General features: G+C 72.4%; 22 protein-coding genes. 8 read left to right on the forward strand and 14 right to left on the reverse strand.

Annotated features, from left to right (window positions below; genetic code table 11):
• Positions 1-8: 8 nt before the first annotated feature.
• A complete protein-coding gene (locus tag BLT21_RS08035; protein ID WP_091500919.1) occupies positions 9-788 on the forward strand; it encodes a DeoR/GlpR family DNA-binding transcription regulator in 780 nt (259 codons plus the stop codon).
• A 659-nt stretch (positions 789-1,447) separates the two neighbouring features.
• Here the strand turns inward: BLT21_RS08035 and rpsN are convergent.
• From rpsN to rpmB, 3 genes are read right to left on the reverse strand one after another with little or no spacing between them, the layout of a single operon-like run.
• Positions 1,448-1,753 carry a 30S ribosomal protein S14 gene (gene rpsN / locus BLT21_RS08040; protein WP_023953697.1) on the reverse strand — a complete coding sequence of 102 codons (306 nt, stop codon included), beginning with the start codon at positions 1,751-1,753 and terminating at the stop codon, positions 1,448-1,450.
• A 4-nt stretch (positions 1,754-1,757) separates the two neighbouring features.
• The gene (gene rpmG / locus BLT21_RS08045) at positions 1,758-1,928 is read right to left on the reverse strand and encodes a 50S ribosomal protein L33 (protein ID WP_005051772.1); all 171 of its coding nucleotides are present in this window, start codon (positions 1,926-1,928) and stop codon (positions 1,758-1,760) included.
• A complete protein-coding gene (gene rpmB, locus BLT21_RS08050) occupies positions 1,928-2,164 on the reverse strand; it encodes a 50S ribosomal protein L28 (RefSeq protein WP_091500920.1) in 237 nt (78 codons plus the stop codon). Before rpmB ends, rpmG begins: the two co-directional genes overlap by 1 nt.
• Positions 2,165-2,388: 224 nt before the next feature.
• On the opposite strand from rpmB, the gene BLT21_RS08055 reads away from it, so the two are divergent.
• Positions 2,389-5,508 carry a DEAD/DEAH box helicase family protein gene (locus BLT21_RS08055; protein ID WP_091500921.1) on the forward strand — a complete coding sequence of 1,040 codons (3,120 nt, stop codon included), beginning with the start codon at positions 2,389-2,391 and terminating at the stop codon, positions 5,506-5,508.
• Between the two features lie 107 nt (positions 5,509-5,615).
• Here BLT21_RS08055 and BLT21_RS08060 read toward each other — a convergent pair whose 3' ends face one another.
• The 7 genes from BLT21_RS08060 to BLT21_RS08090 form a co-directional block, all read right to left on the reverse strand.
• The gene (locus BLT21_RS08060; RefSeq protein WP_091502161.1) at positions 5,616-6,299 is read right to left on the reverse strand and encodes a DNA-3-methyladenine glycosylase; all 684 of its coding nucleotides are present in this window, start codon (positions 6,297-6,299) and stop codon (positions 5,616-5,618) included.
• Positions 6,300-6,364: 65 nt separating this feature from the next.
• On the reverse strand, positions 6,365-7,795 hold the full coding sequence (locus BLT21_RS08065) for a hypothetical protein (RefSeq protein ID WP_091500922.1): 1,431 nt from the start codon (positions 7,793-7,795) through the stop codon (positions 6,365-6,367).
• Positions 7,785-8,687, reverse strand: coding sequence for a TIGR03943 family putative permease subunit (locus tag BLT21_RS08070; protein ID WP_371113431.1), 903 nt, complete (start codon positions 8,685-8,687; stop codon positions 7,785-7,787). Before BLT21_RS08070 ends, BLT21_RS08065 begins: the two co-directional genes overlap by 11 nt.
• 13 nt (positions 8,688-8,700) lie before the next feature.
• Entirely contained in the window at positions 8,701-9,711 is a 1,011-nt protein-coding gene (locus BLT21_RS08075) for a permease (protein WP_091500923.1), read from the reverse strand.
• Complete coding sequence (locus tag BLT21_RS08080; RefSeq protein WP_091500924.1) at positions 9,698-10,114, reverse strand: Fur family transcriptional regulator; 417 nt, start codon at positions 10,112-10,114, stop codon at positions 9,698-9,700. Before BLT21_RS08080 ends, BLT21_RS08075 begins: the two co-directional genes overlap by 14 nt.
• Positions 10,115-10,124: 10 nt before the next feature.
• On the reverse strand, positions 10,125-11,006 hold the full coding sequence (locus BLT21_RS08085) for a metal ABC transporter permease (protein ID WP_091500925.1): 882 nt from the start codon (positions 11,004-11,006) through the stop codon (positions 10,125-10,127).
• Positions 11,003-11,857, reverse strand: coding sequence for a metal ABC transporter ATP-binding protein (locus tag BLT21_RS08090; RefSeq protein WP_091502164.1), 855 nt, complete (start codon positions 11,855-11,857; stop codon positions 11,003-11,005). Before BLT21_RS08090 ends, BLT21_RS08085 begins: the two co-directional genes overlap by 4 nt.
• A gap of 72 nt (positions 11,858-11,929) precedes the next feature.
• Between BLT21_RS08090 and BLT21_RS08095 the strand changes: the two genes are divergently transcribed.
• A complete protein-coding gene (locus BLT21_RS08095; RefSeq protein WP_218125755.1) occupies positions 11,930-12,775 on the forward strand; it encodes a flagellin N-terminal helical domain-containing protein in 846 nt (281 codons plus the stop codon).
• Between the two features lie 97 nt (positions 12,776-12,872).
• Entirely contained in the window at positions 12,873-13,949 is a 1,077-nt protein-coding gene (locus BLT21_RS08100) for a sugar-transfer associated ATP-grasp domain-containing protein (RefSeq protein ID WP_091500927.1), read from the forward strand.
• Positions 13,950-13,973: 24 nt separating this feature from the next.
• Here the strand turns inward: BLT21_RS08100 and BLT21_RS08105 are convergent, their stop codons facing one another.
• Genes BLT21_RS08105 through flgN form a run of 4 tightly spaced genes read right to left on the reverse strand, consistent with a single transcriptional unit; the run spans position 13,974 to position 17,128 of the window.
• Entirely contained in the window at positions 13,974-14,342 is a 369-nt protein-coding gene (locus BLT21_RS08105; RefSeq protein ID WP_091500928.1) for a flagellar assembly protein FliW, read from the reverse strand.
• Complete coding sequence (gene flgL, locus BLT21_RS08110) at positions 14,339-15,220, reverse strand: flagellar hook-associated protein FlgL (protein ID WP_091500929.1); 882 nt, start codon at positions 15,218-15,220, stop codon at positions 14,339-14,341. The genes BLT21_RS08105 and flgL overlap by 4 nt, the downstream gene beginning before the upstream one ends.
• Before the next feature lie 13 nt (positions 15,221-15,233).
• Positions 15,234-16,637 carry a flagellar hook-associated protein FlgK gene (gene flgK / locus BLT21_RS08115; protein ID WP_091500930.1) on the reverse strand — a complete coding sequence of 468 codons (1,404 nt, stop codon included), beginning with the start codon at positions 16,635-16,637 and terminating at the stop codon, positions 15,234-15,236.
• 8 nt (positions 16,638-16,645) lie between these two features.
• A complete protein-coding gene (gene flgN / locus BLT21_RS08120; RefSeq protein ID WP_091500931.1) occupies positions 16,646-17,128 on the reverse strand; it encodes a flagellar export chaperone FlgN in 483 nt (160 codons plus the stop codon).
• A 234-nt stretch (positions 17,129-17,362) separates the two neighbouring features.
• On the opposite strand from flgN, the gene BLT21_RS08125 reads away from it, so the two are divergent.
• The 4 genes from BLT21_RS08125 (at position 17,363) to BLT21_RS08140 (ending at position 20,305) form a co-directional block, all read left to right on the forward strand.
• Entirely contained in the window at positions 17,363-18,172 is an 810-nt protein-coding gene (locus tag BLT21_RS08125) for a sigma-70 family RNA polymerase sigma factor (RefSeq protein WP_256335994.1), read from the forward strand.
• Positions 18,173-18,264: 92 nt separating this feature from the next.
• The gene (fliD, locus tag BLT21_RS08130; RefSeq protein ID WP_091500932.1) at positions 18,265-19,644 is read left to right on the forward strand and encodes a flagellar filament capping protein FliD; all 1,380 of its coding nucleotides are present in this window, start codon (positions 18,265-18,267) and stop codon (positions 19,642-19,644) included.
• Positions 19,641-20,018: a flagellar export chaperone FliS gene (fliS, locus tag BLT21_RS08135; protein ID WP_091500933.1), complete on the forward strand. Its 378-nt coding sequence runs from the start codon at positions 19,641-19,643 to the stop codon at positions 20,016-20,018. Before fliD ends, fliS begins: the two co-directional genes overlap by 4 nt.
• On the forward strand, positions 20,015-20,305 hold the full coding sequence (locus BLT21_RS08140) for a hypothetical protein (protein WP_091500934.1): 291 nt from the start codon (positions 20,015-20,017) through the stop codon (positions 20,303-20,305). The genes fliS and BLT21_RS08140 overlap by 4 nt, the downstream gene beginning before the upstream one ends.
• The last annotated feature ends 27 nt before the right edge of the window (positions 20,306-20,332 follow it).

Raw genomic sequence — 20,332 nt, forward strand, 5'->3', positions numbered from 1 at the left:
GGGCGCCGATGACGGACGCGGCTCCGATGATCCCCGACCAGCGGCGGGCGACCATCGTCCAGCACCTGCACCGCGAACGCGTGCTCAGCTTCCGGCAGCTCAGTGACCTGCTCGGAGTGAGCCAGATGACGGTCCGCCGGGATGTCTCGGCACTCGAGGAGCAAGGACTCGCGCACGCGACGACGGGAGGGGTCAAGCTCGCGCCGCGGTTGCTCTCCGAGCCGACGCGCGCCGAGAAGGCCGCGACCGATGTTGCGGAGAAGTCCGCGATCGCGCAGGCCGCGGCGGCGCTCGTCCGCGACACGATGACGGTGTACCTCGACGCGGGGACGACCGTGCAGGCCATGCGGCCACACCTCGACCACGTCGTCGACCTCACGGTGGTGACCAACGACCTCGCGACCGTGCAGACCTTCATCGACCACCCCAGCGTCGACCTGATCTGCGTCGGCGGCCGCGTCGATAAGACCAACCTGTCGACGATCGGTCGCCTCACGCGACTCTCGCTCACGGAGCTCTCGCTCGACCTCGCCTTCATCTCGTCGAGCTCGTGGGACCTGAGCCACGGAATCACGACCCCCGTCGAGGCGAAGATCGAGGCGAAGCGCGCGGCGGTCGAGTCGGCCGAACGGTCGGTGCTGATGGCCGACAGCTCCAAGTACGGACGGTTCGCCAAGTACCGCGCACTTCGACTCGACGAGCTCGACAGCGTCATCACCGACGCCAACCTGCCGCCAGCCGCAGCCGATGATCTCGCCGCCGCGGGCGTCGACCTCGTCCGCGCCTGAACATCCCCGGGCGCCGGCCGCCGGCCGCGCGGGGTAGCGACTGCTTGCCGATCACGTGGCGCGTGCCGGCCACAGGCTGAGCGGTGCCTACCAGCTGAATCCGGGCAGGCGAGAGCTGCCGAACCTGTGGAAGGCACGGCTCCAACCCCCGGCGGCCGTGCACCCTCGGGTGAGGACGAGGTCGACCACCCGTCGCGGTCGTGCGGGCGCCGCGGGGCGTAGCCGCCGGTGCCCGGTTCTTGCCGTCCCGCGTACAGGTTCAGCCGTGGCAACGAGCCCGGAACGGGTCCGGCGACGCCGCACAGCCTGTCGACGGCACCACCCCGCCTCCGACAACGACGCCCGTTCAGAGCAAGGCAGGTCCGGGCCGGGCGGGCCCAGCGGGCGGCCGGCAGGGCGGGCCTAGCGGCCGGGCGGCCGGCAGGGCGGGCGGGCGTGGGACCGCCGGCGCCGGGCGTCACCGTCCCGCGTACAGGTTGAGCGATGGCAACGAGCCCGAAACGGGTCCGCCGAGGCCGCCCAGCCTGTCGACGGCACGCAATCGGCACGGATGCGGGCTGGCGCCGGGATGCGGGCTGGCGCCGGGGTGCGGGCGGGAACGACGAAGCCCCCGCCCCGACGAATCGGGGCGGGGGCTTCAGCGCTGTGTTGCAGGCCGCTTACCAGCTGGACTTGGTCACACCGGGCAGCTCGCCCTTGTGTGCCATGTCGCGGAAGCGGACGCGGGAGATGCCGAACTTCGAGAGGTGGCCACGGGGGCGACCGTCGATGGCGTCGCGCTTGCGGACGCGGACCGGCGACGCGTTGCGCGGCAGCTTCTGCAGGCCGACGCGGGCGGCCTCGCGGGCCTCGTCGGTGGCGTTCGGGTCGACGAGGGTCTTCTTCAGCTCGGCACGCTTCTCGGCGTAGCGGGCGACGACCTCTTCACGCTGGTTGTTGCGCGCGATCTTGCTCTTCTTAGCCATGAGATCAGCGCTCCTCTCGGAATTCGACGTGCTTGCGGATCACCGGGTCGTACTTCTTGAGCACGATGCGGTCGGGGTTGTTGCGACGGTTCTTACGCGTCACGTAGGTGTACCCCGTACCAGCGGTCGAACGGAGCTTGATGATCGGACGGACGTCCTGCGCCTTCTTCGCCATTAGAGCTTCACACCCTTCGCGATCAGGCCCTTCACGACCGACTCGATGCCGCGGGCGTCGATGACCTTGATGCCCTTAGCCGAGACGTTCAGCGTGATCTTGCGACCAAGCGAAGGAACGTAGTAGGTCTTCTTCTGCACGTTCGGGTCGAAGCGGCGCTTCGTCCGGCGGTGCGAGTGCGAGATGTTGTGACCGAAGCCGGGAACTGCTCCAGTCACCTGGCACACTGCTGCCATAGTGATTCTCCTTAGTACCGTGACACCGGACGGTGCCACCCAAGATCCCTTGTCTGCACCCACGCCTCACCCGGCCGTTTCGGGCCGGTGATGGGGAATGGGTACGTACTGCGTGCTGGAGTGCGCGCAGACAAACAGTCAGTCTAGCACGGGGCGGCGTGTCGCCTTGACCGGCGGCAGTCCCTGACGGATGCCGGCCCCTCCGGGTCTGCCATACTGCCCCTATGTCGCCGGAGGTCGAGGCGCCCCTACGGCGATGGCGATTCACCGGGCGGTTGCGGCACTATCAGGCCGACGTCCTCGACCGGGTCGACGTCGGTCGGGCCGATCCGCTGCACATCGTCGCGCCGCCGGGCTCCGGCAAGACGCTGCTCGGCCTCCTGCTCGCGGCGCGCCGCGGCGGCCGGGCGCTCGTGCTCGCTCCGACGAAGACGATCCGCGACCAGTGGGCTGAGGCGGCCGCGGCGATGGCGGTCGAGCCCGCCGAGGTCTCGACCGACGGTGCGCACCCGGCGGCGCTGACGGCACTGACCTACCAGGCGCTCAGCGTCCTCGACGGCGACAATCCCCTCGCGGCGCTCGCCCGCGAACGCTGGCAGAGCGAGCTCGAGGCCGACGGCAGGTCGCCGGATGCGGCATCCGCCTGGCTCGACGCGCTGCGCACGGGCAACCCGCGCGCCTACGCCGCGGGGATCTCCCGACGGTCGCGCACGGTGCGACGCCGCATCGCGCAGGTGGATCCGGAGGCTCTCGAGCGCGCGCTGCATCCGAACGCCCGCGCGCTCATCGACCGTCTCGTCGCGCACGGGGTGGAGACGATCGTGCTCGACGAGTGCCATCACCTGCTCGACCATTGGGCCCTCGTGGTGGCGGCTCTCGTCGGGCGGCTCCGCGCCGACGGGCGGGTGCCGCTCGTGATCGGTCTGACGGCGACGCTCCCGTCGCCCGACGACGGGGCCGCCTACGACAACTACAGCTCGCTGCTCGGCGATGTGGATCACGAAGTGCCGGTTCCCGCGGTCGTGCGCGAGGGGAACCTCGCTCCGTATCGCGAGTACGTCCGATTCGTCGAGCCGACCGCCGACGAGCACGCCTTCCTGTCGGGGGCGGCCGTGGGGCTCGCCGTGCTCGTGCGCGCGACGTTCGAGCGCGGTGAGGGAGCGGACCATCTCATCGCGATGCTGCAGCCGCCTCTGCCCGACGCGGGCGCAGACGCCGACGCCGGAGCGGATGCCGACGCGGATGCGGATGCGGATGCCGACGCCTCGTCGCCGGCACTGGTGCCGCCACCCGCGCGTCGCACGACGGGGATCGCGTCGGAGACCGGGGATGACGTCGACGTCCGCCTGTCGCTCGCGTTCGCCGCCGACTTCGCGGGCGCGGAGGCCGCGGCCGCGATGCTCGCGACGGCGCATCCGCAGCATCCGCTCGTCGCGCACCTGCCGGCGGTCGCGCGGCGATCACCGACGACCGAGGAGTCGCTGCGGCTGCTGGGGCGCTTCGCGCTCGACCGCGTGCTGCCCGACGCGTCGGCCGCGGAACGATGGGAACGCATCCGCTCGGCGCTGGCCGACTTCGGGTTCTCGCTCACCGATCGCGGACTCCGCCGCACGCGCGATCCCATCGACACGATGCTGGCGTCGTCGCTCGCGAAGGATCACGCCCTGTGCGACATCCTCCGCCGCGAACGCGACCGGATCGGCGCGCGCCTGCGCGCCCTCGTCGTGACCGACTTCAGCGAGCACGGCAACCGGCACGGCGGACTCGTCGGACGGGCCGGTGCACTGCGGACCTTCTCGGTGCTCTCGTCGGATGCCGCGACCGCCGACCTGCGCGGCGCGCTGGTCACCGGCTCCACGACCCGGGTGGCGACACGGCACGCGGGCTCGCTGATGCCGGCGTGGTCCGCTGCCCTGGGCTGCGACGTGGCGATCGCACCGGTGCCGGATGAGCCCGGGGTGTCGGAGATCTCCGCCGCGGGGATCGGTGCTGCGAGGTTCGTGCGCGCGGCGGCGGTGCTGCTGACCCGCGGAGAGCTCGACGTGGTCGTCGGCACGCGCGGACTGTTCGGCGAGGGCTGGGACTGCCCCACGGTCAACACGCTCGTCGATCTGACGTCGGTTGCCACGGCCCCCGCGACGCAGCAGCTGCGCGGTCGGGCGCTGCGCCTCGACCCCGCCTGGCCCGAGAAGGTCGCGCACATCTGGACGGTCACGGCGTTGCTGCCCGCGTCCTCACCGCTCGACGCCGCGCCCGATCTGTCCCGGCTCCGCCGCAAGCACGAGCGGCTGTGGGGCGTGCACCGCGACGACCCGGCGCGCATCGTGCGCGGCCTGCCCGGGGCGCTGACCGGCGAGCAGCGGCGTCTGATGTCGACGGGCGAGCGACCGGCGGCGGATGCGCTCGACGCCCTGACCGCCGTGGACGCGCGCAAACGCACGCGCGAGCTGTGGCGGGTCGGCGATGCGTACGACGACCGGGAGTCCGTGGGCTCCCTCGTCTCGCGGCGAGCGGGCGCACCGGTGTTCCGCACCCGTCGGCGGGCGGATGCGGCCCTCGCGGTCGCCACCGGCGTGGCGGGTGCCGTCGCCTCCGGGGCGCTCGCGCTTCTGATCGCGGCGGCCGCGGGAGGGGCGGGGACGGCGAGCGTCGTGGTCGGCCTGCTCGCGCTCGTGGGTGCGGGCGTGATCGGGACGCCCGTCGCGCGCACCTGGTTGAGATCGCGACGGTCCCAGGCTCGGGCACCCGAGCTGTACCGCCGCATCGCGGTCGTGGTGACGGCCGCCCTGCACCGAGCGGGCCGGATCGGCGCCGGGGCGCGGCCGGAAGTGGTCGTCGGACCGGACGGCGGTGCCGCGACCGGGGGCGGGGCCGGAAGCCGGGTCGGGGCCAGAAGCCCCCGCGGTACGGAGCCGGACATGCCCGCAGCGGCGGGCCGAGCGGGCGCGGAGCGGACGGTGACGGGGCCGGAGCGGTTCGACATCCGCCTGACAGACGCCTCGTTGGAGGAGCAGCGCGTGTTCGCGGCGGCGATGGCGGAGCTGCTCGGGCCCGTGCGCACGCCGCGGTTCCTCCTGCAGGTCGATGCCGGAGGCTCATCACCGTTCGTCCGGTGGGTGCTGGCCCGTTCGGGCACGACGGCGCGGGCGCAGTTCCTGGCCGTGCCCGCGGCGTTCGGGTTCGCCTCGGCACGTCTGCGCGCGTTCGCAGCCGATTGGGAACGCGAGATCGGACCGTGCGTCCTGCACGTCGTCGACCGCCCCGCGTCGCTCGCTCTGCTCGCCGAGGCCCGCCGCGCCGGTGCGGTCGACGGCGACCTCTCCGTCATCGAGGGCTGGGACTGACGCGAAGGTCCCGCCGAGCGGCGCGCGAGCCGACGCGAACGGCATCCAATCCGACGCTGAAGCGACCATTCGCGTCGGGTCGGCGGGCCGCGGGGTGCCCAGCCGGCTCAGTCCGTCGCGGCAGCCGCGTCGGCGGCGCCTCGTCCCCATCGGAAGGGCGAGACGGTCGGGTCGCCCGCGATCCAGAATCGCCACGGGAACGCCGCGGTACCGGCGACGCCCGCGACCCCCACGCGCGGCCCCGTCGCGATGTTCCGCTCGGGCTCGGGCTCGTCACGCAGCAGCAGGCGCGCGACCGCGCCCGCGTGCTCCCGGCCCGTGACGGCGTCGATGCCGTCGTGCGCGGGATACCGCAGCCCGAGCGCCTCGCCGAGACGGCCCGGGCCGCGCGCGAGGTCACGGGTCGAGCGCGCCGCGCGCCGTCGGACCTCGGCGACATCCGCACCCTCGACGATCTCCGCGGCGCGCAGCAGCACCCCGCCGGCGACGCCCTCGGGGCCGCAGACGACGTTGACGCACGAATGGATGCCGTGACTGAGGTAGACGTACAGGTGACCGGGCTCGCCCCACATGGTCGCGTTGCGGGCGGTCCGTCCCATCCGCGCGTGCGAGCCGGGGTCGGGAAGGTCGCCGGTGTCGCGGCCGTGATAGGCCTCGACCTCGGTCAGCCGCGCGACGACCCGCTCGCCCGCCACCTCGACCGCGAGCAGCGCGCCGAGCAGGCGCGGCGCGACCGCGACGGGCAGCGCCGCCAGCTCCGCGCGAGCCGCCGCGTGGAAACCCGCGGGCACGCCCTCCCCGACGTCGCCCGCCCCCGTGTCCGTCCCCGCGCCGGTACTCGCGCTCCCACCGGGCCTCACGGCCGCGGGGCGCTCTGACACCACGAGATGTCGAACCCGCGCAGCACCGACACCTCCTCGCCGGTGTCGAGGTCGATGACGTGCGTCTGCACCCGCTCGGGAAGCGGCAGCAGGTAGGCGTCGTACGGGTTCGAGACCGCGTCGGGTGCGACCAGGAACGCGGCGTACCGGCTGCTCGGCGACACGCACGTGTGGAGGAGCAGGTCGTCCGGAGAGACGGTGAAGACTTCGCGCGTCGCACCGTCCGCATCAACCACCGCCGCCGCGGTCGACAGGACGGTGAACCCGTCGACCCGCGAGAGCACGCGCACCGTCTCGTCGGCGTTCCCCGGCAGAGCCGTCACCGACTGCGTCTCGCCCGCTGCCGCATCCGCGACGCTCAGCGGGCGCTCCTCGGCCGTCGCGAGGTCGATCGCCACGAGTCCGCCCGCGCGCTGCACGATCGCCTCGGACGAGCCCCGCGCGATGCCGTCGATCGTGATCGCGTTGCCGAGCGAGACCGGCTCGCCGCCGGACGCCGACACGAGCGTCAGAGCGCTGTCGAAACCGAGCAGCAGCACGGCATCCGTCCCCGGCACGAACCGCCAGTCGTCGACGCGCGGATCACCGCCGGCGAACTGCAGCTGGTCGGGATCGTCCTGGGCGCGCGCGTCAGCGAGCGATGCCGTGAAGAGCGCGCTCTCGAGCCCGCCTCCCGCCCCGATCGCGGCATCGGTGAACGTGTAGCCGATGAGGTCGCCCCGGTCGGCGGACTGCAGGTTGGTGACGAAACCCCGACCCGGCAGCGGGAGCTCACGCGCGTCCGCGCCCGCGCGATCGGTCACGACGAGCGTCGAGATCCCCTCGTCGTCGGCGGTCACGACGGCGAGGTGCGTCGAGGTCGCCCGGAAGTCCTCGATGTGCGGGTCGGTGAAGACCGGCACCGCGCTCTCGCCGTCGAGCCCGGTTCGGAAGATCGTGTCCTCGTCGCCGCCCCGCTCCAGGATGAACGTCTCGATGGCGGGAGTCGAGAACGACTCCTCGATCGTCGCCGCAGGGCCTCCGCCGAGGCCCTGCACCCCGTCGATGCGCACGGTGTAGTCCGTCGCGTCGCGCAGCGGCAGGGTGAACCGGATGCCGATCTGCCGACCCGAGGTGTCGACGGTGAAATCGGCGGCCGGCTCGATGTGCACCTGCGAAGGATCCACCTCGACGAGCGACTGCGTCGTCGTGACGATCATGCGGGAGCCCGCCGACTCGATCCCGGCCCGCGGATCGACGTTCGTCGCGGTCGCCCGCGGCCCCTGCACGGTCGTCAGCGCGCCGCTCGCGCCACCCACGAGCGCGAGGGCGGCCACGACCGCGGCCATCGCGACGACGAACCGACGCGAACGTCGATCCCGGCTGCGGCCGCGGCGCGAGCCTGCCGGCGTGCGGTCAGTACTCATAGGGGTCCTCGGGCTCGCCGACGGACTGCACCCCGGTCGCCTCGACGACGAGCGCGCCGTCGCGGTCGCGGATGACGCCCGCGACCGTCACCCACTCGCCCGTCTCCGGGATGTCGGTCGTCTCGCCGATCGGGATGCTGGCCGGCTGCGCGTCGATGACGCAGTGCGTGATGACCAGCCGCGTGAGTCCGAACCCGCCCGAGCTCGACGGGGTGACGAAGCCCGTGAGACTGATCTCGTCGCCCTCGAAGGCCTCGGGGTTCGTCGCCGTCGCGAACACGCTCGCCCACTCGCCGACGCCGAACGAGGCGGTGTCGCCCGTCGTCGCGAGGGCGACCGTGTCTGCGCCCTGGAACAGCGGAGGCGTGCCGGTGTCGCGCGACATCGCGAGCTCGGCCGACAGCGTCGCGGGCGGCGTGACGAGCACGACCGCGACGATGCCCGTCGCGAGCAGGCCCCCGGAACCGGCCGCGGCCGTTCCGAGGGCGAGTCGCCAGTCGGGGCGCGGTCGGACCGCCGCGACGGCCGCCCCCGGCGACGCCGTGTCGGCGGCGAGCACCGCGGCGCGGGCTGCCCGGCGCGACATCGGTGCGTCGTCCGCGGGGGCGTGCTCGTGCGCGGGGGCGCGCTCGTGCGCCCGCTCGTGCGCGTGGCCCCGACGGTGCGCGACGCCGTGGTCGTGGAGGTCGCCGTGATCGTGACCGTGATCGGCCTCCGCGCCCAGGGGAAGCGCGAAGCTCACGACGGTCCCGATGAGCGCGAGCACCGACATCCCGACGGCGAACCAGGCCGACTCGGGGTTGATGTACAGACCGATCCGGCCGGTGACGGCCAGCGTGACGGTCACGGCGGCGAGCGCCGCGGCCAAGCCGACCCCGAACAGGCGACTCACCAGGGCGGAAGACCTAGGCAAGGAGATTCACCATCCCTCCGAGGGCGATCGCGAAGAGCACCACGATGACCACCAGGCCGACGAGCACCCGCGACCGGAAGGTCGTGCGCATGAGCGCGAGCATCTTCACGTCGACGAGCGGCCCGACCAGCAGGAATGCAACGATCGAGCCCGGGGTGAACGTCGAGGCAAACGAGAGGGCGAAGAACGAGTCGACGTTCGAGCAGATCGACACGATCATCGCCAGCAGGATCATCGCGAGGATCGACAGCGCCGGGTTCGACCCGATCGCGAGCAGGGTGTCGCGGGGTACGAGCACCTGCACGGCGCCCGCCACCGCCGAGCCGAGGATCAGCGCGGGCATGACCGCACGCAGCTCGACGACGAACTGCGCGAGGCTCCGTCGCCCCTTGCCCCCCGGGTCCTCGGCGGCGAGCTCGCACGCGGCGAGGAACCGGTCGGTGAGCAGCCCGTCGGGGTCGGGGTGACGCGAGTACAGCCACCCGATGAGGTTCGCGACGGCGTAGCCGCCCAGCAGCCGCGCGATGAGGATGCCGTCGTCGAAGCCGAACGCCTGATGGGTCGTGATGATCACGATGGGGTTCACGATGGGCGCGGCGATGAGGAAGGTCATCGTCTCGGGAACCGAGAAGCCGCGGATCATCAGACCGCGGGCGAAGGGCAGGTTGCCGCACTCGCACACGGGGATGAGCATGCCGAGCAGCGACAGCACGGCGCGGCGGGCCCAGGCGCGGCGCGGCATCCAGCGTTCGATGACCCCCGGCGGCACCCACACCTGCACGATGATCGAGAGAAGCACCCCGAGCATCACGAACGGCAGCGACTCGATGAGCACGCTGAGCCCCAGGGTGACGCCGTCCTGCGCGCGGGTGGGCAGCGACGGCCCCGGCGTCAGGGTCGCGATCGCGACGAGTGCGGCGACGACGGCCGTGCCGATCCCGAGCGCGACGGCGGTGCGCGTCGCGGGCGAGGGCGCGAGCCGTGCGGTCTTAGGCCCCGCCACGCTTGTCTTCGGCTCGGGCCGCCGAACACGCGGCGCACAGCCCGAAGATGTCGACGACGTGCTCAGCCTGCGTGAAGCCGTTGGCGGCGGCGGTGCGGTGGGCCCATTCCTCGACGTCCGAGGCCTGGATCTCGACGGTCAGCCCGCACGAGCGGCAGATCAGGTGGTGGTGGTGGCCCTCGCTCGAGCACGCACGGTAGATGGCCTCGCCGTCGGGACTCTGCAGCTGGTCGGCCTCGCCCGAGGCCGCGAGGGTCGCGAGGGCGCGGTAGACGGTGGCGAGTCCGATGCCGGTGTTGTCGTCGCGGAGCGAGGCGTGCAGGTCCTGCGCCGACACGAAGCCGCGGGCATCGGACAGCGCGGTGCGCACGCGCTCGCGCTGCCAGGTGTTCCGCTGAGCCATGGCGGCGAGTCTACTCGGCGGTCCTCGGCATCGGCTGGGTGCGCAGCACCCGGCCACGGCGGGCGCCGACGATGCGGCATACGAGGTAGATGAGGAAGGAGATCGTCGTGATGTAGGGACTCACGGGCAGGGTCCCCGCGACCGCCAGGAGGATGCCGCCGACCGCCGAGACCACACCGAACAGCGCCGCGAGCAGCGGCACGGCGAGCGGACCGGTCGCGACCCGCACGGCCGCGGCCGCCGGCGTCACGAGCAGCGCCATCACGAGCAACGCGCCGATGATGTGCACCGCGACGGCGACGACGAGACCGAGCAGCAGCATGAAGCCGAGCGAGACCGCGACGGTGGGAACACCCCGGGCGGCGGCGGACTGGGGATCGAGCGAGTCGAAGCGCAACGGCCGCCAGATGAGCAGCAGCGCGACGAGCACGAAGGCGCCGATGCCGATGAGCCAGCTCAGCTGACCCGACTGCACCGACACGATCTGCCCGGTCAGCAGGCTGAACCGGTTCGCACTCCGACCGTCGTACAGCGACAGGAACAGGATGCCGAGCCCCAGACCGAACGGCATGAGCACGCCGATGATCGAGTTGCGGTCGCGGGCGCGCGACCCGAGCCAGCCGATGAGGGCGGCGGCGATCATGGATCCGACGATCGATCCGGTCACGACGTCGACGCCGATCAGCAGCGCGGCCGCCGCCCCGGCGAACGAGAGCTCGCTGATGCCGTGCACCGCGAAGGCCATGTCGCGCTGCAGCACGAAGACGCCGATGAGGCCGCCGACGAGGCCGAGCACCGCACCCGCCCACACCGAGTTCTGCACGAGCGCGAGGATGTCGCCGTAGACGGGCAGCCCCCCGAACATCGCGTCCCAGACGTCGGGCCAGTTCATGCGTGGTCTCCGTGGTCGTGGTGGTGGTGCGACGCATCGGCGTCCGGGGCGCCGACGACGACCAGCCGGTCGCCCGCCCGCAGCACGAAGACCGGGGCGCCGTAGAGGTCGGTGAGCACCGGCGAGGTCAGCACCTCTTTCGGGGTGCCGAGCGTGAAGCGCCCGTTGGCGATGTACAGGATGCGGTCGACCTTGCCGAGCACGGGGTTGATGTCGTGGGTCACGAGCAGCACCGCCGCACCGGAGCGGCGGTGTCGGTCGATGAGTCCGACGACCGCCTGCTGGTTCGCGAGGTCGAGACTCGTCAGCGGCTCGTCGCACAGCAGCAGCTTCGGGTCGTCGGCGAGGGCCTGTCCGACGCGCAGGCGCTGCTGCTCGCCGCCCGAGAGCACCCCGACCGGCCGATCGGCGAAAGCGGTCGCACCGACCCCGTCGAGCAGCCCCGCGATGCGCTCACGGTCGCGGCGGCGCGGCAGGGGCAGCCCGAAGCGGTGCCCGTCGACGCCGAGCGAGACGAGGTCGCGGGCCCGCAGCGCGGTGTCGCGCGGCAGGGGGCGCGCCTGCGGCAGATACCCGATCGACCGGTTGCCCTTGTGCTTCACCGGACGCCCGAGCGCCGTGATCGACCCCTCGCTCAGCCGCTCGAGTCCGAGGATCGCGCGCAGCAGCGTCGTCTTGCCCGAACCGCTCGGACCGAGGACGGCGATGAGCTCGCCCGGCTCGACGGTGAGATCGAGTCCGCTCCACAGCTCGCGTCCGGAACGGCGCAGGGCGGCACCACGGATCTCGAGCAGGCTCACCGGGTCAGCGTACCCGCCTAACCGATGCCCCGAAGCGGCCGATAGAGGCATCCAGGAGTCCACGGACGGACTCCGGGAGCCCAGGACGGGCTCCCGCTCATCCCAATCACGGAGGAATGAATCATGGGAATGCAGATCGCCACCAACGTGGGCGCGCTCAACGCGTACCGCAACCTGTCCAGCACGCAGAACGACGTGTCGAAGTCGCTCGAGAAGCTCTCGAGCGGTCTGCGCATCAACCGCGCTGCGGACGACGCCGCCGGTCTCGCCATCTCGGAGGGACTGAAGTCGCAGGTCAACGGCATGAACGTCGCATCGCGCAACGCCCAGGACGGCATCTCGGTCATCCAGACCGCGGAAGGCGCCCTGACGGAGGTCCACTCGATCCTCCAGCGCATGCGCGACCTGGCGGTCCAGGGCGGTAACGGCTCGAACAACGAGGACTCCCGCGCCGCGATCACCAAGGAGGCCGGCGAGCTCAGCCTCGAGCTGCGCCGTATCGCCGAGTCGACGAACTTCAACGGCATCGACCTGCTCAAGGGCGGCACGCTGACGTTCCAGGTCGGCGCGGGCGGCACCGACAACGACGCGATCACGATCGACCTGGCCGATGTCGCGACCGCTGTCGGCGACCTCGCCTCGGCGGACGGCGCCGCGGTCGGAACCGGCTTCGCCGTCACCGACAACGAGACCGCGCGCACCACCATCGACACGATCGACACCGCGATCACCGCCATCTCGACCGCCCGGTCGAGCCTCGGTGCATCGCAGAACCGCTTCGAGTCGGCCATCAACACGCTGAACGTGTCGGCGGAGAACCTGTCGGCGGCCAACAGCCGCATCCGCGACACCGACATGGCGGCCGAGATGGTCAAGTACACCGCCGCGAACATCCTGTCGCAGGCGGGCACCGCCATGCTCGCGCAGGCGAACCAGGCCAACCAGGGCGTGCTCCAGCTGCTCCGGTAAGCCGTGCGACGGTGGGTCCCGTGTCATCCGGCGCGGGACCCATCGCCGTCGCGGGCGTACCGCGGGAACGCGCCTCCGAGAACCGACGAGGAACCCGATGACATCCCCCCGAACCCTGACCCCCGCGCTCCCGTTCCTGTGGGAGCGAGCACGGCGCGTCAACCCGAGCAGCCTCGTCGCGCGGGCGCGACGGGCCGGGCGGCGGCACGGGCGGAGCACTGTCGGCGTCGTCGTCGACATGCTGTGGCAGGCGGGCGTGCGCGGCGTCGGGTTCCAGGACTACGTCGACTACGACTTCGCGATGCTCACCCGCGCCGAGCGCGCGACCTACATGACGAGCCCCGTGTCGCACCGGTTCGCGGTGCGGTTCGACGACCCCGCCTATCGGCACCTCTTCCACGACAAGGTCGCCTTCAACGGCACCTTCGCGGAGTACCTGCAGCGCGAATGGATGGTCGTGACCGACGGCAACGCCGCCGAGGTCCGCGCCTTCGCCCTGCGCCACGGCACCGTCGTGACGAAGGAGCCGCTCGGCCGGGCCGGTCTCGGCGTGCACCGTTACCGGGCCGACGACGTCACCGACTGGGCACGGTTCCACCGCGGCCTCCTCGAACGCGGCGAGACCCTCGTCGAAGAGGTCATCCGCCAGCACGACGATCTCGCCGCCCTCTGCGCCGGAACCGTCAACACGACCCGTGTGACGACCTACTTCGACGGCGAGCGCACGCACGTCCTCGCCATGGCCCAGAAGTTCGGCCGCGGCGCCGTCAGCGACCAGAACGCGTTCGGCGGGTTCTACGCGATGCTCGACGAGACCGGACGGGCGACGGGCGACGGCTACGACTCGAACGACCGCGTGTATCCCACGCATCCCGACAGCGGTATTCGCATCGCCGACTTCCGCCTGCCCCTGCTCGACGAGGTGCTCGACTTCGTCGACCGCCTGGCCCGCGTCGTGCCGCAGGTGCGCTACGTCGGCTGGGACATCGCGGTGTCGCCCACGGGTCCCGTGCTCGTCGAGGGCAACTGGGCCGCCGGGGTCTACGAGAACAAGCCCAGTGCCACCGGCATCCGCACGGGGCACAAGCAGCGCTACCTCGCGGCGATCGAGACGGATGCGGCGACACCCGGCGTGGGCGCGCGCACATCGTCCCCCGTCGCCGCCGTCGCCTGAGCGCCGCAGGCTCGAACGGATCGATCAGGCCAGCACGGCCCGCACCGGCAGATCCTGCCCCTCGAGGATGACCTGCGCCGCGACACCGGTGCGACGGTTGATCACGACGGGCGCGAGCAGGTTGACGCCGATGCCCTCGTCGGTCATCCGCGCCACGACGAGCACGCGGGCGTCCTCGGGTCCGGCGAGACCGAGGTCGGCGACGTGTCCGTCCGAGATCACGGGGGCGTAATCGTCGACGACGACCGACGGGTCGAGGGCGAACAGCCGCACCGCGGGATCGGTCGCCGCCGTCAGGGCGTAGAGACCGCCGGCGCCCTCGATCTCGTCGAGCGAGAACGACGTGTGCGGCGCCAGCCCGGGCGGGGGCGTCACGAACTCGAGCGCGCTCACCGGAGGAAGTCCATCAGCGTCGGCTGCACGACCCGCGCCGTCACGGCGAGCGCGGACTGGTAGACGAGCTCCTGCGACTTCAGCGCCACGAGCACCTCGACCGTGTCGATGTCCTCGACCGCGGCGCGCTGCGCTTCGAGGGACACCGTCGCGTCGGCCGCCGCGTCTTTGGCTCGCATGATCTGATTCTGCCTCGCCCCCACCGTGCCCTGCACCCCCAGCATCGCGTTCATGTGCCCGTCGATCTGATCGAGCCGGCCCCGCACCTCGCCGCCGGCGCGCAGATCGGCGGCGATCGACCCGATCAGGGCGAAAACCGAGTCGTCGCCCGAGCCGAAGACCTCGGCGCCGTTCGCATCGACGCGCACCGTCTCGCCGTCGGCGACGCGGCGGCGCACCTCGCCGCCCGGCGTACCGGCGAAAGCGAAGTCGGCGCCGAACGCGCTGCCCGAGGTCGTGCCCGCGAACACGGATCGACCGAGGAGCGTGGTGTTCGCCTGCGCGAGCAGCTCATCGGCGATGCTCTCGAGCTCGAGTGCGATCGCCTCGCGTGCGTTCGCGTCGAGCGCGCCCGAGTTGGCGCCCCGCACCGTGAGGTCGCGGGCCCGGCCGAGCAGCGACGTCGAAGCCGAGATCGCGTTGTCGACCGTCGTGACCCAGGTGAGCCCGTCGTCGATGTTCCGCGCGTACTGCGTGTTGCGGTGCTGGGCGGCGTGCAGCTGCAGCGCGGCGGCCGCGGCCGCGGGGTCGTCGGAGGGAGCCGTGAACGCCCGCTGCGAGGTCGCCTGGTTCTGCAGCCGGGACAGGTCGCTCAGGCCGGACTGCAGGTTGCGCAGGGCGGACTGCGCGAGGGACTGCGACGTGACTCGGGTGATCATGGCGCTCCGGGTGTCAGCGGCCGACGAGGCCGGTGCGGTTGATGAGGATGTCGAGGGCTTCGTCGACGGCGGTCAGTACGCGCGCGGCCGCCTGATAGGCGGTCTGGTAGGTGAGCAGGCTCAGGGTCTCCTCGTCGTTGTCGACGCCCGCGACCGACTGCTGGGCGGCGACCGCGGCGACCGCCGTCGTCTCGGCGCGCGCGGCCCGACCCGACTCGGCCGCGGTGGCGACGGCCAGCCGCGACACGACGTCGCTCCACAGGGCGTCGGGCGAGTCCGTGCGCTTGCCGATGCCGGAGAGAGCGTCCGCGTTGCCGCCGTCGAGCTCGCCGCCGCCGGGGGCCGCGACGGCCAGCTGGTCGCGTCCGGACGGCACCACGCTCAGCCCGAGCGCGGCGGGCGTGTCGGCGCTCAGCGCGAAGAAGTCGCCGCCCGCACCGCCGGAGGCCGTGACGCCCGCCCGGTGCTGGGCGTTGACGGACGCGGCGAGCGAAGCGGCCACGTCGTTGTACGAAGCCGCGAGGCCCGCGAGAACGCCGCCCGCCTCGGCGGGCGCCAGCACCGACAGCGTGCCCGCGAGCTCGCCGCTCGAGATGCCGACCGGCGGCCCCCCGGGGGTGCGCCAGGCCACGGTCACCGGCTCGCCGGCGTCGAGGGAGCGGGGACCGGCGACCTCGAGCTCGCGCACCTGCGAGCCCGACACGAGGGCGTTGCCGTCGAGCCGCAGCGTCAGCGTGCCGTCGGGCTCGGTCGTGCCGACCGCCCCGGAGAGCCTTGACACCGTCTGCGCGAGGAGGTTGCGCCGGTCGACCAGCTCGTTGGCCGACGCCCCGGTCGCCGTCACCTCGCGGATGCTGGCGTTGAGGTCGGCGATCTGCGCCGCGGCGGCGTTGATCTGCTCGACCGTGCGGTCGGCGGTGTCACGTGCGGCGGACCACTGCTCGACCACCGAGCGGTACCCGTCGGAGATCCGCGCGGCGAGCGTCTCGCCCCGCGTGATGACAGCGGCCGCGGCGGCCGTCGAATCGGGAGCGTTGGAGAGGTCCTGCCACGCCGTCCACAGCTGCGAGAGCTGATCGGACAACCCGTTCTTCGTCGGTTCGGCGAGCGCGGCCTCGGCGGCCGTCGCCGCCGAGGCGCGTGTCGACCAGTATCCGGATGCCGCGAGCGTGTCGCGCACCCGCGCGTCGAGCACGGCGTCGCCGAGCCGACCGATCGCGTCGACCGACACCCCCTGTCCGGCGACCGGACCGAAACGCGTGGCGCCCGCGGGCGCCGCGAGGGCGGTCGTCTCGAGCCGCTGGCGGGTGTAGCCGGGTGTCAGCTGGTTGGCGATGTTCTGGCCCGCGAGGTCCATGCCCCGGCGCGCGGCGGCGAGAGCGCTCGCCGCCGTGCCCAACCCGCTGAATGTCGACATGTGCTTCCTCACATCTCCCGGTCGACGATGCGTGCGGTGTCCTCGCGGACCCGCTCACCGCCGGTGGTGTACTCGCCCGTGCCGGCTTCGAGGCCCGCGAGCGTCTCGTCGACCGCGCGGCTCGCGGCACGCAGGTGCGTCTCGTTGGCGTCTTTGAGCTGCGCGACCTCGGCCATGCGCTCGGTGAGCGCCGCGCGATGCTCGGCGAAGACGTCGCGCCAGGTGCCGGTGGGTGCCGAATCGAGCAGCTCAGCGAGGGTGGCGGCATCGGGCACGCCCCACTCCCGCGCGACGGCGGCGACCTCGACGTCGCGTCCGAGACCCGACTCGCGCAGCTGCTCGAGCACACGCTCGATCTCGCGCGACGCGAGGTGGATCCACCTCGTGTTGCCGGCCTCGAGCAGCAGGCGCTGCTCCTCGAGCTTGAAGATCAGCATCTCCAGCAGCTCGCGTTCTCGCCACAGCTGCATCGACAGCTCGTTTGCTCCCACGGTGTCCCCCTAACCTGAGCGACCCCCCATGGACCGCACCGAACGACTCGCTCTTCTGACGAACCGTTCTGAAGCGATCATCCTCGTCTATCGGCCGCAGCGTCGACCGCGTTACGTTTGCTCAGGATTTCGTATGAGATCTTTCTCATTTTGCTTATGATGGGCCACAGCCGGCATGACGGCTCCCGCGAATTCGGGCCGCGGGAGTGGGTGCATGCCACGAAAGAGGTCCCCTTGCACATCCTCGGTCACGCGGAACGCAATCGACTCATCGAAGAGAACCTGCCCCTCGTGGGGTACCTGGCGCGCGACCTGCACTCGCGCGCCACCCACGTGCCGCTGGAGGAGCTCGCATCGGTGGGTGCTCTCGCGCTCGTCACCGCGGCCGACGCGTTCGACCCCGACCTCGGCGTGCCGTTCGGCGCGTATGCACGTCGGCGCATCCTCGGCGCGTTCGCCGACGAGATGCGCTCGATGGACTGGGCCTCGCGCGGCATCCGCAAGCGCATCAAGGAGACCACCGCAGTCCGAGACACCTTGACGGCCCGACTCGGCCGCGTCGCCGGGGTCGAGGAGATCGCCGTCACCATGGGCCTGCCCCGCGCCGCGGTCGTCGAAGCCCTCGACGATGCGGCACGCACGGTGACGAGCATCGACGACGCCTCGGCCCTCGAGGTGCCGAGCGCCATGACCCTGCCCGACGAGGCGGCGGTGCTGCGCGAGCGCCGCGACGTTCTCGAACGCGCCGTCGCGGCCCTTCCGGAACGGATGCGCGCGATCGTGCAGGCCGTCTACGTCGACGAGCGACCGGTGAAGGAGATCGCCGCCGAGCTGGGGGTGTCCCACTCCGCCGTGTCGCAGCAGCGCGCCGAGGCCATCCGCCTGCTGCGCGATGCGCTCGAGCGCTTCGCCGCCGAGGAGCAGGCAGCCGAGCCGGTCTCGCGCGTGTCGGTCGAGACCCGCGAGGCGTACTTCGCCCGCATCACCGCGCTGCTGCCGCGCGGCGGCCGCGGGATAGCGCCGGCGGCATCCGTCTCACTGTGACTTCGGTCCGGCGCTAACGATCCCGGTCGACCGGTCGATAGGACGTACGGACGGCACACGCGCCGTCGCCGCGACGACGACAGGACGGGCACATGGCGATCTCGATCGACGGCCTCGCCTCGAACCTCGACACCAAGGCGATCATCGACGCCCTGATGAACGTCGAACGCCTGCCGCGCACGATCCTCAGCGCCAAGTCCGACGACCGCAAGACCGTCATCGCGCAGCTGCAGGCGCTCAACTCGTCGCTGCAGTCGCTCGCGACCAAGGCGAAGGACGCGACCGGACCGACGGCGCTGCTGCAGCGCACCGCGACCAGCACGGACGACGGGGTGTCGGTGACGGCGTCCGACGGCGCCCCGGTTCTGCGCGCCGACATCGTCGTCGACCGCATCGCGACGGCCCACAGCGTCGTCACGGGCGCGTTCACGACGGCCACGGACGATCCGCTCGTCTTCACCGTGCTCGGCGCGGACGGCAAGCCGATCGAGGTGCGCCCGTCGTCCGGCTCGCCCGCCGACATCGCCAACGCGCTCGGCGCAGCCGGCACGGGCATCACGGCCGCGGCCGTCGCGGCCGGAACGGATGCGGACGGGCGCGCGCTGTGGAGACTGCAGATCACCGCGAGCGAGACGGGCGCCGAGAACGCCTTCCAGGTGTTCCGCGGCGACGCCGCTTCGGTCGCGGCCGGAACGGCGAGCGACCTCGCGACCGAGCCCGGCGCCGCCGTCGTCACCGTCGGCGCGGACGCGCAGGTGCGCCTCTGGGCGGGGACCGCCGCCGAACAGGCCGTCACGTCGGCGAGCAACACCTTCACCTCGCTCTTCGCCGGCGTCGACGTCGCGGTGACGCGGGCCTCGACCGCACCGGTCTCGGTCACCGTCGCGGCCGACACCGCCGGCAGCACGGCCGCGGCGAAGACGTTCGTCACGCAGATCGCGGCGCTCCTCGCGGGCATCGCGCGCGGCTCCACCGCGACGACGGCGACGGCACCGGGCGAGCAGACCACGCTCGGAGTCTTCACGGGAGACAGCACCGTGCGCGCCCTGCACCAGGCGCTCACCGGCGCCGTGCAGCTGCCGCTGAACGGCGTCGCCCCGTCGACGACGGGCCTGAGCGTCGACCGGCTCGGGGTGCTCACCTTCGACGAGGAGGCGTTCACGAAGGCCCTCGCCGACGATCCCGCCGGCGTTCAGCAGGTGTTCGCGGGCGTCGCGGCCCGCGTGCAGGACGTCGCCGAGCGCTACTCCGACAAGTACGACGGCCTGCTGACCACCCGCATCACCGGCCAGGAGTCCGAGGTGAAGATGCTCGGCGAGCAGCTCAGCCGCTGGGACGTGCGGCTCGAGCAGCGTCGTGCGACGCTCGAGCGCACCTACGCCTCGATGGAGACGATGCTCTCGCGCCTGCAGTCGCAGTCGTCGTACCTCGAGTCGCAGCTGTCGGCCCTGTCCGGATCGGCCGCGAAGTGAACGCCGCCCTGCGGGCGCAGCAGCGCTACCGCGAGGAGACGATCCTCTCGGCGAGCCCCGCGCGCCTGGTCACCCTCCTGTTCGACCGGCTGCTGCTCGACGTCGAACGCGGCGAGGCGGCGCAGCGGTCGGGCGACTGGCAGGCGGCCAACGAGCACCTGCAGCACGCCCAGCGGATCCTCGTCGAGCTGACGGGATCGCTGACCGACGACTGGAGCGGATCGGCGTCGCTGCGAGCGGTCTACGACTACATCACCCGCACCCTCGTGGGGGCGAACATCGGACGCGACCCCGAGCGCACCCACGAGTGCCGCGACCTCATCGCGCCGCTGCGCGACGCCTGGCATGCAGCGGCCGAGACGGCGCCCGCATGACGCACGCACGCTGGTCGGCCCTGCTCGACGGGCTCGAGGCCGACGTCGCGCGCGACCCCGCGTCGACCGACGTCGACGCGGGGGCCGGCGCATGGCATCCGCCCGTCGACCTCGGCCCGCTACCGGCCGATCTCGCCGACCGGGCCCGCGCCCTCGTCGGCGCCCAAGCCGCGCGGGCACGGAGACTGAGCGCCGAGCTCGACGCCCACCGGGCGCACCTCGCCGCGCTCGCGCGCATCCCGCAGACACGTCCGGATGCGGCGGTCTACCTCGACCTCGACGGCTGACCTCGCGCCCCCCGGCTAACGCGGCCG

Source organism: Microbacterium sp. cf332, assembly GCF_900102175.1.
GTDB lineage: Bacteria > Actinomycetota > Actinomycetes > Actinomycetales > Microbacteriaceae > Microbacterium.

What these genes read in the sequence shown, in the direction of transcription:
- BLT21_RS08035 (WP_091500919.1), top strand. Translation starts at nt 9, where the DNA reads ATGACGGACGCGGCTCCGATGATCCCCGACCAGCGGCGGGCGACCATC.
- rpsN (WP_023953697.1), bottom strand. Translation starts at nt 1,753, where the DNA reads ATGGCTAAGAAGAGCAAGATCGCGCGCAACAACCAGCGTGAAGAGGTC.
- rpmG (WP_005051772.1), bottom strand. Translation starts at nt 1,928, where the DNA reads ATGGCGAAGAAGGCGCAGGACGTCCGTCCGATCATCAAGCTCCGTTCG.
- rpmB (WP_091500920.1), bottom strand. Translation starts at nt 2,164, where the DNA reads ATGGCAGCAGTGTGCCAGGTGACTGGAGCAGTTCCCGGCTTCGGTCAC.
- BLT21_RS08055 (WP_091500921.1), top strand. Translation starts at nt 2,389, where the DNA reads ATGTCGCCGGAGGTCGAGGCGCCCCTACGGCGATGGCGATTCACCGGG.
- BLT21_RS08065 (WP_091500922.1), bottom strand. Translation starts at nt 7,795, where the DNA reads ATGAGTACTGACCGCACGCCGGCAGGCTCGCGCCGCGGCCGCAGCCGG.
- BLT21_RS08080 (WP_091500924.1), bottom strand. Translation starts at nt 10,114, where the DNA reads ATGGCTCAGCGGAACACCTGGCAGCGCGAGCGCGTGCGCACCGCGCTG.
- BLT21_RS08085 (WP_091500925.1), bottom strand. Translation starts at nt 11,006, where the DNA reads ATGAACTGGCCCGACGTCTGGGACGCGATGTTCGGGGGGCTGCCCGTC.
- BLT21_RS08090 (WP_091502164.1), bottom strand. Translation starts at nt 11,857, where the DNA reads ATGCCTCTATCGGCCGCTTCGGGGCATCGGTTAGGCGGGTACGCTGAC.
- BLT21_RS08095 (WP_218125755.1), top strand. Translation starts at nt 11,930, where the DNA reads ATGGGAATGCAGATCGCCACCAACGTGGGCGCGCTCAACGCGTACCGC.
- BLT21_RS08100 (WP_091500927.1), top strand. Translation starts at nt 12,873, where the DNA reads ATGACATCCCCCCGAACCCTGACCCCCGCGCTCCCGTTCCTGTGGGAG.
- flgL (WP_091500929.1), bottom strand. Translation starts at nt 15,220, where the DNA reads ATGATCACCCGAGTCACGTCGCAGTCCCTCGCGCAGTCCGCCCTGCGC.
- flgK (WP_091500930.1), bottom strand. Translation starts at nt 16,637, where the DNA reads ATGTCGACATTCAGCGGGTTGGGCACGGCGGCGAGCGCTCTCGCCGCC.
- fliD (WP_091500932.1), top strand. Translation starts at nt 18,265, where the DNA reads ATGGCGATCTCGATCGACGGCCTCGCCTCGAACCTCGACACCAAGGCG.
- BLT21_RS08140 (WP_091500934.1), top strand. Translation starts at nt 20,015, where the DNA reads ATGACGCACGCACGCTGGTCGGCCCTGCTCGACGGGCTCGAGGCCGAC.